Genomic DNA, 12,713 nt, shown 5'->3' on the forward strand with positions numbered 1-12,713 from the left:
CTGCCGCCCTACACCGCCAAGCCGCTGCCGCTCGACCCGCAAAAGATCGCCGGGATGAGCGAGCGCATCATGATCAGCCACTACGAGAACAACTACCTCGGGGCGGTGAAGCGCCTGAACTCCATCGCTGACCAACTCGCCACGATGGACTACGAGAAGGCGCCCGGGTTCGTAATCAACGGTCTCAAGCGCGAGGAACTCATCGCCACGAACTCGATGATCCTGCACGAGCTGTTCTTCTCCAACCTCGGCGACCAGAGCAGGCCGGGCCCCGACTTGGAGGCGGCCCTGGTCCGCGACTTCGGCAGCGTCGAGCGGTGGCGGTCGCAGTTCACCGCCATGGGTCGCGCCGAGGGCGGCGGCTCCGGCTGGGTGCTGCTGACCTACAGCCCCCGCTCCAAACGCCTCGTGAACGCCTGGGCGGCCGACCACACCACGACGCTTGCTGGCGGCACGCCGATCCTGGCGATGGACATGTACGAGCACGCCTACCAGATGGATTTCGGAGCGAAGGCCGCGAACTACGTCGACGTCTTCATGAAGGTGATCCGCTGGGATACCGCCGACCGCTTGTACAGCGAGCTAAATCACGCCTGATGAAAAGCGGGATGAGTGGACCACCTTGAGCAAGGCCGTAGGAGGGCCGTCCAGCTCCGTGGGGCAGTCTGAGCTCGTCTGCTGCTTATTGCACGCGATCGCCACCACGGGGCAACCTCATGGATCTGCGGCCCTATTCACTGGCTGATCCTACTGTGACCACCTGCTGATGCTGGCGATCAGGGCTACGGGCCGCCTTTCGGAGGCGAAGTACTTGTTGCCTCTGGTCGCTTGGGACGTTCCGGCGTCCGCGCCGATGTTGGCGGGGAGTGCGGCACGATCGTCGTCCTTTGGCATCGTGCGGGATCGACGCGCCGTTCAACTCGAAAGTTTGCAGCGGGTCCGGTTGGCCGCGACGGTCTGGCCGATGTCGGGCATCGCGAAGAGGTCGCCAAAGTATTCGATCGTTTTCCGAAATACGGTCTTTTAGAGCTCGGATTTCTGTGCTGAATTCCCAAGTATACCGGGGGGTCGAGAATAAAGAAATGACAGCTTATCGCGGATGTAACCTTACGCGATGACTTGAATGTAACCGAAGATGGTGCTTGCCCTGACCGGCGGGCTCGGGCATTCTTACCTCGGATAATAAATGGGTATCCGGGGTTAGACGAGGCGCGGACATGAACGAGCAGAGCACGGGCGAGACCGAGCCGCAGACGCTCGACGTCCTGGACCGCCTCATCGAGATGACTACGGCGCGGCTCGTCCATTGGATCGACCGTCTGCAGAACCTCGTCGCTCACGGGACCTGCACCATCGAGGCGATGCGGGTCATCATGATCATGCAGAGCGCCCTCAGTAGGTTGCTCAATGAGCGGGATCTCCTGTCGCCCTCGGAGCCAACGCCGTGAGCGCCGGGGCCGAGGCCTCCACCGATCCCCTGGTCCTCAGTCTTCAGCAGGCCATCGACGAGGCCGAACGGCGTCGGGATGCGCAGATCGCCTTGATCGCCTCCCTCGCCGACCAGGAGGGGAGGCAGGCCCAGGCCTGGGAGGTGCTCGCCATGATCGAAGGGACGCTGCGCCAGGCCCAACAGAACTATGCCGTGGTGAAATCGCTCTCGGAGCCGGAATGAACGCCCCCGTCACCCAGGCCACGATCCTCCCTGCACTTCCCCTCGAAGAGGTCGCCGCGCGGGCCGCCGGCTTGGCCGAGAGCGCCCGCGCCTCCGCAACCCGCAAGGCCTACCGGTCGGATTGGAGGCATTTCGAGGCGTGGTGCGCCGGCCATGGCCGAACCGCCCTGCCGGCGGATCCGGTGACGGTCGGGCTCTACATCGCCCAGCACGCCGACAGCCTGTCCGTGGCAACCCTGACGCGGAGGCTGTCGGCGATCGCCACGGCGCACCGGATGGCGGGCTTTCCGATGGATTCGCGCCATCCCGCCATCCGGGACGTGATGCGGGGCCTGCGCCGGGAGAAGGGCGTGGCCCAGGATCACGCCGAGGCCCTGACGGTGCCGCTGCTGCGCCAGCTGCTGGCGACCTGCGGCGACCGGCTCCTCGACCAGCGCGACCGGGCGCTGCTGCTGGTCGGGTTCGGCGCGGCGCTGCGCCGGTCCGAGCTGGTGGCCCTCGACGTCGCCGACATCGCCGTGGTGCCCGAGGGACTGAGGGTGACGATCCGGCGGTCGAAGAGCGACCAGGATGGCGAGGGGGCCGTGCTGGCCATTGGCCGGACAGGCCGCGAGACCTGCCCTGTCGCCGCCTACACCGGCTGGCTCACGGCCTCCGGGATCGTCGAGGGGGCCGTGTTCCGCGGCATTTCTCGGCACGGGCGGATTGGGGAGCGGCTCTCCACCGACGCCGTCTCCGAGATTGTCCAGAAGCGGGCCGGCGCGGCCGGGCTCGACGCCGCGCTCTTCTCTGGGCACTCGATGCGGGCCGGGTTCGCGACGTCCGCGGCCCAGGCCGGGATCGAGGAGCGGGTGATCATGCGCCAGACCCGGCACCGATCGGCCGCCACCGTTCGCCGGTACATCAGGGACGGAGAGTTGTTCTATCGGAACCTCGCTGCCGAAATCGGACTGTAGGATGTGTTCTCGAAGCAGGTTTCTGCCACTGGCCACGACGAGGCTCGGAAGGTTGCGATCGAACGTGTAGCCGTTGTTGTTCGGAGCGAAGCGACGGGTACGTTACCCGCCGGCCGCAACCCTATTAGAACTACCTCGGGAGTTTACCTTGAACAGGGCCTTGATGAGGACGTTGAGGTAGACCTTGATGTCGACCTTGATGTTGCGGGTCCGAGCGAAGCGTACTCAGATGCCGCAAAGCTCCAATCGCCGGAGTTCTTTTCCATCCATTCCACCGCGAGGCGTGCGCGGGGAAGGCAAGCCAGGCGCGCAATGCCCACAACCTGGACATCGGGCATAGTCCGCCGTGTCGGCACAAGGAGCGTGAAGCCCTCGCCGGCCGCCTTTTCGATCGCCTCGGGTGGCAGGAGTCGACGGGCGGACAACATCGCCTCCTCCAGAATCTCCGCCTCGTGATGCACGCCGTGCCATCGGTCGGCGAGCGAGTGGAGAACTTCGATATCGTAGCCGACACCCTCGACCAGATGCGGCACGAGTGCGACGGCATCCAGATCACGCAGGACGCCAAAGTCGGCCTCGAAGGACTCGCCATAGCGAAAGGGGAAACCAACGGGGTCGCAGGTGATCCCCCTCCTGGGGCGGAACCCCCAGACGATGACCTGTTCAGTCTTTCCGATTGCGCGTCGCTCGTAGGCTTGCCGGATCCCGCCCTCACGCCACTCAAGGCCGCCTTCCTTCGTGAAGGTCGAGTCGGCATAGAGATTCACCAACAGGCGGAGGGCGGCGAGATTCTGGGTCTTCCGGATCGCCTCCAACAGCGACACGTCCTCATCATCGAAGCCCGTGACGAGGCGATTGCTCAGCCAGATCCACTCGGGCTTGAAATCATCGAGCGTGGGAGCGTCCGGGTTGGCCCAGAAGGCTTTGCTTCCCGGTACCGCGTTGGCGGCTTGAAGAAGGTAGCGCGGACGAGTTCCGCCCTTGATTTGGGTCAAGAGGCCGGCATCCTTGAGCGCTTCAATCGCTCTTGGAGCGCGGATCCGTCCGATGCCAGTGTATTCCTCGATAGATTTCGCTGACCACGAAGTCGTGCGGTTGTCGGCTCCCGAGCCGCACGCCAGCACCAAGTAGGCGACCGCAGCGTTGAGACCCAGATCGCAAGCGAGGCCCCACAAGCGCCGGTCGATCGCGAATATTTTGCTTGCTTCAGTTTTCGTTTTAAACCGATCAGTAATTGCGTCTTGTTTCGTCATTGCAGCTATCGTAATTCAACGTTTCGTGAGTTTTCTTCGGCGAATGTTAGAAGAAGTACCGCAGAACTCGGCTGTGAGGAACCCTTCCTATCCTGCTCCTGCTCGCCCCATTTTCCGCATTTTTCGAGGCAAATTGGGAGAGCTAAGTGCTTGGTTGGGCACGGGAATTGATCGAAGTGGGTTTTTGTGGGCTCGCTTTTAAGGCTGCACAACCTGATGTCGGCAGATAGAACCCCCGTTGAGGTCTAACCTGTCAGCTGTCCTTCGGCGCATTGTCATTCATGGCGAGGGCCGCACGATGCTCGTGCCACTGTAGGCCCGCTTGCCGGCAATCCAGCCACTCGATCAGGTCCATGATCTTCCAGCCGAGCCGGCGCTCCGAAAGACGGATCGGGGTCGGGATTGCGCCACGGTCGTTCAGGCGGCGGAAGGTCGGAACGGAGAGGCCACAAAAAGCTGCCGCGTCGTTGGTTCCGATCACGCGGCGGCGAGCGATCTCGGGTGGAAGTGTCGATAGTGCGTTCAATTTTTCTCTTTCATCGTCGGGTGGAACGCTATGCGGTATCTTCCAGGCGTCCGACGAAGGGGCGGCCGAATGCTGATGCCATAATTGCTCCACAATGCTGTGATGGCCGACAATGACACCGAATCGGGTCAAAGAGAAGCACGACGCCGTTGCCCGACGGCGGCTGTGTCATCAAATGCACAAGCGAAGCACCTGGAGGGCCCATCGATCGAGTGCGTCGCGCTTCTCGGGCCTGTATGCCGCCCAGTTGTAATTGCCAGCCACACCGCCCTTGTGGGACGAGACGTGGCTCAGGACCTCCTCGACGATGTGCGGCATCACGCCGATAGAGTTCATCCCTGTGGACGCTGTGCGCCTGAGGTCATGGAGATCCCAGTCAGCTACTGCATCTCCGATCCGCCGTTCCATCGCAGCTTTTGCCCTGCTGAATCCCGAGAAGGCGCCAGCGCCTTCACCGAAGACGAATTCTCTGCCAGCGCGGACGGGAGCATCTTCGAGGACAGATATCGTGGCTTGCGACAGAGGAACCTCGTGGGCGCGCCTGTTCTTCATGCGTGTCGCCGGAATGGTCCACATCGCGGCTTGTAGGTCGACCTCACTCCATCTCATGGCCGCGACCTCGGTGCGTCGCTGACCGGTAAGAATGAGGAGGCGGACGATGCGCCCGAAGTCGTCGTCCTTACATGCCTGCCAGACCGCGGCGAGCTCGCTGTCGTTCAGCACTCGATCTCGTCGAGTCGGCGTAGTGGCCTTGTTGGTGTTGAGGACCGGATTGGCCTCGACGAGGCCCTCACCGATCGCCCAAACGAAAAACGTAGACAGGATCGATCGTGCCCGGTCGGCTGCTGATCCGCCGCTTTCGTTCGCGACTTCTCGATGACGCTTTGCGACATCTGCCCTAGTGATCGAGCAGAGCGGCCGATCCCGAAGCGGCTTCCAGTGAACCTCGAGATGGTGCCTAAGGTTGCTGATCGTCGAAGAACGCCGGCCCGTGGCCTCCTTGTGGGCGACGTAGACGCCGATGAGGCCATCGAGTGTTATTGCCGCTTGTGCACGGGCTTGCTTACGTGAGCTGGTCGGGTCACCGCCTAGAGTTGACTCAGCGATCTTTTCACGTGCTGTGCGCCTCGCGGTTGAAAGGTCGATCGCCTCGAAGGCACCAAGCGTGTGAAGCTTCGACTTCCCACCCGAGCGCGGCGGGCGAATGACCCAAGCTCGATTGCCACTTGCGCGCAAGCGCAATCCAAAGCCGGGCACTTCAGAGTCCCAGACGATACGCTCTGCTTGTCCGCTCCCCGTCGTCAGATTCCCCAAGATACCCTTCGTGAATTTTAACACGTTCTCGTCGCTCGCGCGCCGCGGCATGATCCATCCTCGACTTCAGGGGTGCATCGGGGGTGCAGGCGGGTGTGCACCAGCGATCACTCTTGATGATCAGAGTGATGAGGTATGCTTGGATTCTCCTACGATAGCCAGGGTCGAGCGTGCACCCCGGGCACTCATGATCACATCGACTACACCATTGGTAATGAGGAGGTCGACAGTTCAATCCTGTCCAGCAGCACCATTTTCCCGAAAGAACCCAGCGTTCGTGCTGCGTCTCCCGCGACTAGGCTTCGTTGCTGGTTGAACGACTTTCGGGCGCGACAGCTTCATTTCTACCCACCGATTCACGTCTTCCAACAGCCTTCACGTGACCGTGCATAGCGCGGTGCCGGAGACGGCAGCATTCGCATCTTCGCCTTTGGTCACGCCTCGGCGAGGGGCATGTTTGAAAAAGGCAGGCCGGTCCGACCACTCTTGGCGCTGCCTTGACGCTGTCGCGGCCCAGGGGATAGGGCTACGCCCCGTTGCGGCAGCCAGGCTGCTTGAGTGAAGGCTGAATGTGGTGCGCGGCGGTGCCGCGGGTTTCTCGACAGGGCGGCTTCGGACATGGAAGCGGCGGTGCGAACGGTTGCACGCACGGCGCCCTAGATCGATCGCGAGGGTTTTATTGTGAGCTTTGAGCCGGACCATAAGGCACTGGCGATTTCCGGCGCCGACGTTGCCAGCGAGCGGCCCCCGGCCGACGCGGATTCGATCATCGCCGCCTTGGAAAGGGCAGCCGTTGCAGCCTCCGTGTCGCCGCCGTCGCGCAAGATGGTGGGCATGGCCAAGCGTCTCCTCGTCGAACTGCGCACCTCTTGCCGGGGTCGGGCCGATGCCAAGCCGATGATCCTGCGTGGCCGCACCGCTCTCAAGGAGGTTGAGGCTGCGTACCGGCCCAACGAGGCGGATGTGACGAAGGATACGGTTTCCGCCGAACGGCGCGCTGCGAAGGCCGAAACGGCCAGCCGCCGCGTGGCTGAAGGCGAGGAGGTCTTCGCTCGGAATGCCGAACGCATGCGCAAGATCGTCGGCGCGTTGATCGCTGCCTCGAAGACCGAGGATCCCAGCCGCTTCACGGTCCAGGCCACATTGTGCCAGCAGATCTGGGACGAGATTGGTCCGGCGGGCGCGGAAGGACCTGCCCTCACCAAGGCTTATCGTAAGGCGACGGCTGCGTTCTGGGCCAAGGCCGGTGTGCCGGATCCCGGCAAGGCCGAGGAATGATGACGTTCTGAGGACCCGCCGGTCGCTATGATGCCGCGCCCCGGGACGTAGAGGTTACGTCCCGGGGCTTTGTGCTCACGCCCGGCGGATCAGCGTACCGGCGCCGTGGTCGGTGAAGAGTTCGAGCAGCACGGCATGGCTCACCTTGCCGTCGAGGATCACGACCGCCTCGACGCCCTGTTCCAGCGCGTAGATACAGGTCTCGATCTTCGGGATCATCCCGCCCGTGATGGTGCCGTCGGCGATGAGGCGGCGGCAATCCTCCAGGGTGAGGTCGGTGAGGAGCTTCTTGTCCTTGTCGAGCACTCCCGGCACGTCGGTGAGGAGCAGCAGGCGCTTGGCCCGTAGGGCTCCGGCGATGGCCCCGGCGAACGTATCGGCATTGACGTTGTATGTCTGGCCGTCGGCGCCGAAGGCGACCGGGGCGAGGACCGGGATCAGTTCCGCCTTCAACACCGCGTCGAGGACGCCGCGTTCCACATGCTCCGGCTCGCCCACGAGGCCGAGATCGATCTCCTTCTCGGTCTGGCTCTCCGGGTCGATCACGGTGCGCGTCGCCTTGCGGGCGCGGACCATGTTGCCGTCCTTGCCGCAGAGGCCGATGGCGCGACCGCCCTCGGCCGAGATCCAGCCGACAATCTGTTTGTTGATCGAGCCGGCCAGCACCATCTCGACCACCTCGACGGTCGCCTCGTCGGTGACGCGCAGGCCTCCGCGGAACTCCGACTCGATGCCGAGCCGGCCGAGCATGCGCCCGATCTGCGGGCCGCCGCCATGAACCACGATGGGCTTCAGGCCGGATTGCTCGAGGAGCACGATATCCTCGGCGAAATCTTCCGCCGCGGCGCGGTCGCCCATGGCGTGGCCGCCATACTTGATGACGACGATCTCCTGATCGTAGCGCTGCATGTGGGGCAGGGCCTGGACCAGAACTTCCGCGCGCACATGCACGTTCGGGAGGGCGTCTTTTGCCAGAGATTCTTTCATCGTGAGGCACTGTCCTCGCTACGGCGCCGGATCGGGATGCGCGACGACGCGCTTCTAGCGCAGCGATGTCGCACTGCGAAGCGCCATAGCCGCCAAAGCTCGGAAAAATGGTCCCGTCGTGAAAGGCGGATCGGTGGTGAGGACGGCCAGCACCAAGGGGGGGCATAACCGTGTGTTAACCCTGTCCTGTGATCCTTTGGAAGATTGCACAGGACGCTCCCTCCGATGCTTGCCGCGGATACCACCGACGCCCGTCCGACCCTCACCGGCCTTCGGAATCTGACTGCCGCCCTCGCCCAGATCGGGAAGGACACCGCCTCTCCCGCAGAAGTCTGGCGCAGACTGACCGACAGCTACGTCGTCGATCTCGATGCCGTCGCCAGCATCCTGCCCCGCGCCGAGCCCGAGCCGACCTGGCTCGTGCCTCGTAACGAGGACCGCCTCGTCACCCGCCGATCGCGGGCCGACAATGTATCGCTTCGCGCATGAAGCCGAAGTCTTCGCGCCGTGCATGAGAGCCATGTTCGGCCGGGGCCGAGGCCACCTTGCGACAGGTTTGGCATCTGTCATGCTAGACCAAGTCCAATGAAAAACGACGAGGAACGCTCAGGCAACAATCACGCGGCCGCTCGACGCCTGAGCAACACCGCGGACCTTATTCGCCGAACCGAAAAAGGGGTCCGTCATGTCCGAATTGTTAGCCGTCGCCCTCGTTTGCTCCAGCATGATCGCGGCGCAGGATTGCTCCCGCACCACCGCCCTCGACATCATCGTGTCACCTGCGCACACACCGATGGAATGCATGATCCACGGCCAGACCATGGCGGCTTCCACCTGGAGTGAGGAGGGTGAGAAGCGCTACGTCAGGGTGACCTGCGAGCGGCGCCATGCCGATCTTCGCGGCCTGCGCCGGGCGGGCTACGCCGCAGCCATCGTGCTCGTCCCGCGCCACCCGATCTGACCTTGCCCAGCGGCGGGAACCCAGGTGCGATTATGGCCTGACTTCGCACGGCTCGAGCAGGAGCGTCTCGCCCTGTTCGAGGCGGCCGCCGCTCAGCACCTCGGCATAGACACCGCAATCCGTATGGCCGAGTTGCGTCGAGAGGGCCTTTGGGATCGCGAGGTCGCGGAGTCCTGTCGCCGGGTCGACATTCGTCGCCGCGCAGCGCTCCGTCCGCTTCGAGACTTGCAGGCGGACGCCGCCTTTCGACGCCAGGACGCGACCGACCAGATCCAGTTCGGCGAACGGCGCGAGCCCGGAAAGGTGAAGGTTCGCGCGGAAGCGCAACGGATCGACGGGCGATCGCACCATGTCTTCGGTCGCCGCCACGCTGGCGAGGTTGAGGAGCGAGACGAAGCCGCGCGCCGAATCCGTGAAGCGGAAGCCCTCCGGCGCGGTGAGCAATTTTGGCGGCCCGCGCAGGGCGTCGGCGAATTCCGTTGCGAAGAACGCTTGCACCGCCTCGCGCCCCTTCGGAACCGACAGGTCCGCCTCGACGGCGACACGCCCGTCGTGAGAGATTGTCAGGATCGAGCTGTCCGCGTCGTAGCGCGTCGCGAGACGCGCCAGGGCCTCGTTGCGCATCAGCATCAGAAACTTGATCTTGGGCTGGTGCTTGGGAGCCGTCGGATCGAACCCTGACGGCCCGTTCTCTATGGCGAAGAGCCGATCGCCGGGAAAATAGGCTCCGGCCCGTAGCGTCGCCGCGTCCAGACGCTCTGGCGACAGACCCTTCACCGGATAGCGATGAAGTGCCTCGAGGCGCAGTGCGCTTGGGGTCGTCGGCAGGAGATTCATCGCGCCAGCTTCGCCCGAAGCTTTCCTGAAGCGCAAGTCCGTGATCGGGTCTTGTGGTGCTCATATGCAACACTACATCGTGAACATCGGCGGCCCTCGCGGCGCCGGTGTTCCCCGGACCATTCGGTCGGGGAGCGACGTCTCGACGGGGCCGCGCCGCTTGGCGGGCGGTGGATCGTCGGCACGGGGGAGAGGAAAGACATGAATTTCGAGATCTATACCGAACGCGCCCGCGGCTTCGTCCAGGCCGCGCAATCCCTGGCCCTTCGCGAAGGCCATCCGCAATTGCAGCCCGGCCACCTCCTGAAGGTGCTCCTCGACGATCCCGAGGGGCTTTGCGCAGGCCTGATCGACCGCGCCGGCGGACAGTCCCGCGTGGCGCTCGCCCAGGTCGAGCAGTGGTTGGCCAAGCAGCCCAAGGTTTCGGGTAATTCCGCGCAGCCCCAGGCGACGCGAGAACTCGTGCGCCTGTTCGACACCGCCGAGAAGGCCGCCCAGAAGGCGGGTGATTCCTACGTCACCGTTGAGCGCCTGCTGCTCGCCCTCGCCGTGGAGAAGGACACCGAATCCGGCCGTGCGCTCGCCGCCGCCGGCGTCACCGCCGCGTCGCTGAACGCTGCCATCAACGCGCTCCGCAAGGGCCGCACTGCGGACAATGCCACGGCCGAGAACGCCTATGACGCCCTCAAGAAATACGCCCGTGACCTCACCGAGGCCGCCCGGGAGGGCAAGCTCGACCCGGTGATCGGCCGCGACGAGGAGATCCGCCGCACCATCCAGGTCCTGTCCCGGCGTACCAAGAACAATCCGGTTCTGATCGGCGAACCCGGCGTCGGCAAGACCGCCATCGTCGAGGGGTTGGCCCTGCGCATCGTCGATGGCGACGTGCCGGAGAGCTTGAAGGACAAGAGCCTGCTCGCCCTCGACATGGGTGCGCTGATCGCCGGCGCGAAATATCGCGGCGAGTTCGAGGAGCGGCTGAAGGGCGTTCTCTCCGAGGTCACCTCGGCGGCCGGCGGCATCATCCTGTTCATCGACGAAATGCACACGCTGGTGGGAGCCGGGAAGGCGGACGGGGCGATGGACGCCTCGAATCTGCTCAAGCCCGCACTGGCACGCGGCGAGCTGCATTGCGTCGGCGCGACCACGCTCGACGAATACCGCAAGCATGTGGAGAAGGACGCGGCCTTGGCCCGCCGCTTCCAGCCCGTCTTCGTGTCCGAGCCCACCGTCGAGGATACGGTCTCGATCCTGCGCGGCATCAAGGAGAAGTACGAGCAGCATCACGGCGTGCGCATTCAGGACGCGGCCCTCGTGGCGGCCGCGACTCTGTCGAACCGCTACATCACCGACCGCTTCCTGCCCGATAAAGCCATCGACCTGATGGACGAGGCCGGGTCGCGCCTGCGCATGCAGGTGGATTCGAAGCCGGAGGAGCTCGACAACATCGACCGTGAGGTAGTCCGCCTCAAGATCGAGGGCGAGGCGCTGAAGAAGGAGACCGATTCCGCCTCCCGCGACCGTCTGGTGCGACTGGAGAAGGAGCTTGCCGATCTCGAAGAGCAGTCGGCCGCGATCACCTCCCGCTGGAAGGCCGAGAAGGACAAGTTGGGTGCGGCGGCCGAGCTCAAGAAGAAGCTCGACGAGGCGCGCAACGAACTCGCCTCGGCCCAGCGCCAGGGCCAGTACCAGCGCGCGGGCGAGCTCGCCTACGGCGTGATCCCCGGGTTGGAGCGGGAGCTCGCCGAGAACGAGGCGGCCGCCGAAAGCGCTGTCGCCCGCGACGGCATGGTCGAGGAGGCGGTGACGCCGGCCCATATCGCGGGCGTCGTCTCGCGCTGGACCGGCGTGCCCGTGGACAAGATGCTGGAGGGCGAGCGCGAGAAGCTCCTCGGCATGGAGGCCGAACTGGGCAAGCGCGTCATCGGCCAGCGGGAAGCCGTCGAGGCGGTGGCCACCGCCGTGCGGCGTGCCCGCGCCGGCCTGCAGGATCCGAACCGGCCGATCGGCTCGTTCATGTTCCTCGGACCGACGGGCGTCGGCAAGACCGAGTTGACCAAGGCGCTGGCCGGCTTCCTGTTCGACGACGACACGGCCCTCGTGCGCATCGACATGTCGGAATACATGGAGAAGCATTCGGTCGCCCGGCTGATCGGTGCGCCTCCGGGCTATGTCGGCTACGAGGAGGGTGGTGCGCTCACGGAAGCCGTGCGGCGCCGGCCGTATCAGGTCGTGCTGTTCGACGAGATCGAGAAGGCGCATCCGGACGTGTTCAACGTCCTGTTGCAGGTTCTCGACGATGGACGCCTGACGGACGGGCAGGGGCGGACGGTGGATTTCCGCAACACGCTCCTGATCATGACCTCGAATCTCGGGTCGGAATATCTGGTGGCGCAGACGGAGGGGCAGGATACGGATGAGGTCCGCGAGGAGGTGATGGGTGTGGTCCGCCATCATTTCCGGCCGGAATTCCTCAACCGCATCGACGAGATCATCCTGTTCCACCGTCTCCGGCGGTCCGAGATGGGGGCGATCGTCGATATCCAGCTCGGGCGCCTCCAGACCCTCCTCGACGAGCGCAAGATCGCCCTCGACGTGGAGCCCGATGCCCGCGACTGGCTGGCCGACAAGGGCTACGACCCGGCCTACGGGGCGCGTCCGCTCAAGCGCGTCATCCAGAAGGCGGTGCAGGACCGGCTGGCCGAGCAGCTGCTCGCGGGCCGCATCCATGATGGCGAGGCGGTGCCGGTCCGGCTCGGCCCATCCGGCCTGATGATCGGCGACGATCCCGCTTTACCGGAGCGGCGTCCGGCGAGCGCCACGCTCAACTGAGGCGAGGTTCGCTTCCATGCTTCCGGCGGGGACCGCCTCCGCCGGAAGCCGATCTCATGGCAGTCGCCACCACCTCTCGGATAACTTCTGCATAGAC

The 12,713-nt window shown here is 64.6% G+C and carries 13 protein-coding genes; 8 read left to right on the forward strand and 5 right to left on the reverse strand.

Annotation, left to right across the window (positions count from 1 at the left end; genetic code table 11):
- Positions 1-54 precede the first annotated feature (54 nt).
- From ACYQML_RS08390 to ACYQML_RS08405, 4 genes are all read left to right on the forward strand, one after another.
- On the forward strand, positions 55-597 hold the full coding sequence (locus ACYQML_RS08390; RefSeq protein ID WP_461235695.1) for a superoxide dismutase: 543 nt from the start codon (positions 55-57) through the stop codon (positions 595-597).
- A 620-nt stretch (positions 598-1,217) separates the two neighbouring features.
- Positions 1,218-1,448 (forward strand): hypothetical protein, encoded by a 231-nt coding sequence (locus ACYQML_RS08395; protein ID WP_461235279.1) that lies wholly within the window; start codon positions 1,218-1,220, stop codon positions 1,446-1,448.
- Positions 1,445-1,672: a hypothetical protein gene (locus ACYQML_RS08400; RefSeq protein ID WP_461235280.1), complete on the forward strand. Its 228-nt coding sequence runs from the start codon at positions 1,445-1,447 to the stop codon at positions 1,670-1,672. Before ACYQML_RS08395 ends, ACYQML_RS08400 begins: the two co-directional genes overlap by 4 nt.
- On the forward strand, positions 1,669-2,628 hold the full coding sequence (locus tag ACYQML_RS08405; protein WP_461235281.1) for a tyrosine-type recombinase/integrase: 960 nt from the start codon (positions 1,669-1,671) through the stop codon (positions 2,626-2,628). The genes ACYQML_RS08400 and ACYQML_RS08405 overlap by 4 nt, the downstream gene beginning before the upstream one ends.
- Positions 2,629-2,771: 143 nt before the next feature.
- Here ACYQML_RS08405 and ACYQML_RS08410 read toward each other — a convergent pair whose 3' ends face one another.
- From ACYQML_RS08410 to ACYQML_RS08420, 3 genes are all read right to left on the reverse strand, one after another.
- Entirely contained in the window at positions 2,772-3,881 is a 1,110-nt protein-coding gene (locus ACYQML_RS08410) for a hypothetical protein (RefSeq protein WP_461235282.1), read from the reverse strand.
- Positions 3,882-4,134: 253 nt separating this feature from the next.
- Entirely contained in the window at positions 4,135-4,539 is a 405-nt protein-coding gene (locus tag ACYQML_RS08415) for a helix-turn-helix transcriptional regulator (RefSeq protein WP_461235283.1), read from the reverse strand.
- Positions 4,540-4,578: 39 nt separating this feature from the next.
- Positions 4,579-5,772 (reverse strand): tyrosine-type recombinase/integrase, encoded by a 1,194-nt coding sequence (locus ACYQML_RS08420; protein WP_461235284.1) that lies wholly within the window; start codon positions 5,770-5,772, stop codon positions 4,579-4,581.
- A gap of 630 nt (positions 5,773-6,402) precedes the next feature.
- Between ACYQML_RS08420 and ACYQML_RS08425 the strand changes: the two genes are divergently transcribed.
- Positions 6,403-6,999 (forward strand): hypothetical protein, encoded by a 597-nt coding sequence (locus ACYQML_RS08425; protein ID WP_461235285.1) that lies wholly within the window; start codon positions 6,403-6,405, stop codon positions 6,997-6,999.
- Between the two features lie 75 nt (positions 7,000-7,074).
- Here ACYQML_RS08425 and argB read toward each other — a convergent pair whose 3' ends face one another.
- The gene (argB, locus tag ACYQML_RS08430) at positions 7,075-7,986 is read right to left on the reverse strand and encodes an acetylglutamate kinase (protein ID WP_056431748.1); all 912 of its coding nucleotides are present in this window, start codon (positions 7,984-7,986) and stop codon (positions 7,075-7,077) included.
- Between the two features lie 225 nt (positions 7,987-8,211).
- Between argB and ACYQML_RS08435 the strand changes: the two genes are divergently transcribed.
- Together ACYQML_RS08435 and ACYQML_RS08440 are read left to right on the forward strand one after the other, a co-directional pair.
- The gene (locus ACYQML_RS08435) at positions 8,212-8,475 is read left to right on the forward strand and encodes a hypothetical protein (RefSeq protein ID WP_311274259.1); all 264 of its coding nucleotides are present in this window, start codon (positions 8,212-8,214) and stop codon (positions 8,473-8,475) included.
- A gap of 196 nt (positions 8,476-8,671) precedes the next feature.
- Positions 8,672-8,947, forward strand: a complete 276-nt coding sequence (locus tag ACYQML_RS08440; protein ID WP_056431754.1) for a hypothetical protein — start codon at positions 8,672-8,674, stop codon at positions 8,945-8,947.
- 30 nt (positions 8,948-8,977) lie between these two features.
- Here ACYQML_RS08440 and ACYQML_RS08445 read toward each other — a convergent pair whose 3' ends face one another.
- Positions 8,978-9,784 (reverse strand): MOSC domain-containing protein, encoded by an 807-nt coding sequence (locus ACYQML_RS08445; RefSeq protein WP_461235286.1) that lies wholly within the window; start codon positions 9,782-9,784, stop codon positions 8,978-8,980.
- 201 nt (positions 9,785-9,985) lie between these two features.
- Here ACYQML_RS08445 and clpB point away from each other — a divergent pair, with 201 nt between their 5' ends.
- Complete coding sequence (gene clpB / locus ACYQML_RS08450) at positions 9,986-12,616, forward strand: ATP-dependent chaperone ClpB (RefSeq protein ID WP_056431759.1); 2,631 nt, start codon at positions 9,986-9,988, stop codon at positions 12,614-12,616.
- The last annotated feature ends 97 nt before the right edge of the window (positions 12,617-12,713 follow it).

This window comes from Methylobacterium sp. CM6244, from assembly GCF_054817885.1.

Bases quoted from the DNA above. Each gene is read 5' to 3' on its own strand.
- ACYQML_RS08420 (WP_461235284.1), bottom strand. From the start codon at position 5,772: ATGCCGCGGCGCGCGAGCGACGAGAACGTGTTAAAATTCACGAAGGGT.
- ACYQML_RS08445 (WP_461235286.1), bottom strand. From the start codon at position 9,784: ATGAATCTCCTGCCGACGACCCCAAGCGCACTGCGCCTCGAGGCACTT.
- clpB (WP_056431759.1), top strand. From the start codon at position 9,986: ATGAATTTCGAGATCTATACCGAACGCGCCCGCGGCTTCGTCCAGGCC.
- ACYQML_RS08405 (WP_461235281.1), top strand. From the start codon at position 1,669: ATGAACGCCCCCGTCACCCAGGCCACGATCCTCCCTGCACTTCCCCTC.
- ACYQML_RS08410 (WP_461235282.1), bottom strand. From the start codon at position 3,881: ATGACGAAACAAGACGCAATTACTGATCGGTTTAAAACGAAAACTGAA.
- ACYQML_RS08395 (WP_461235279.1), top strand. From the start codon at position 1,218: ATGAACGAGCAGAGCACGGGCGAGACCGAGCCGCAGACGCTCGACGTC.
- ACYQML_RS08440 (WP_056431754.1), top strand. From the start codon at position 8,672: ATGTCCGAATTGTTAGCCGTCGCCCTCGTTTGCTCCAGCATGATCGCG.
- ACYQML_RS08390 (WP_461235695.1), top strand. From the start codon at position 55: ATGAGCGAGCGCATCATGATCAGCCACTACGAGAACAACTACCTCGGG.
- ACYQML_RS08435 (WP_311274259.1), top strand. From the start codon at position 8,212: ATGCTTGCCGCGGATACCACCGACGCCCGTCCGACCCTCACCGGCCTT.
- argB (WP_056431748.1), bottom strand. From the start codon at position 7,986: ATGAAAGAATCTCTGGCAAAAGACGCCCTCCCGAACGTGCATGTGCGC.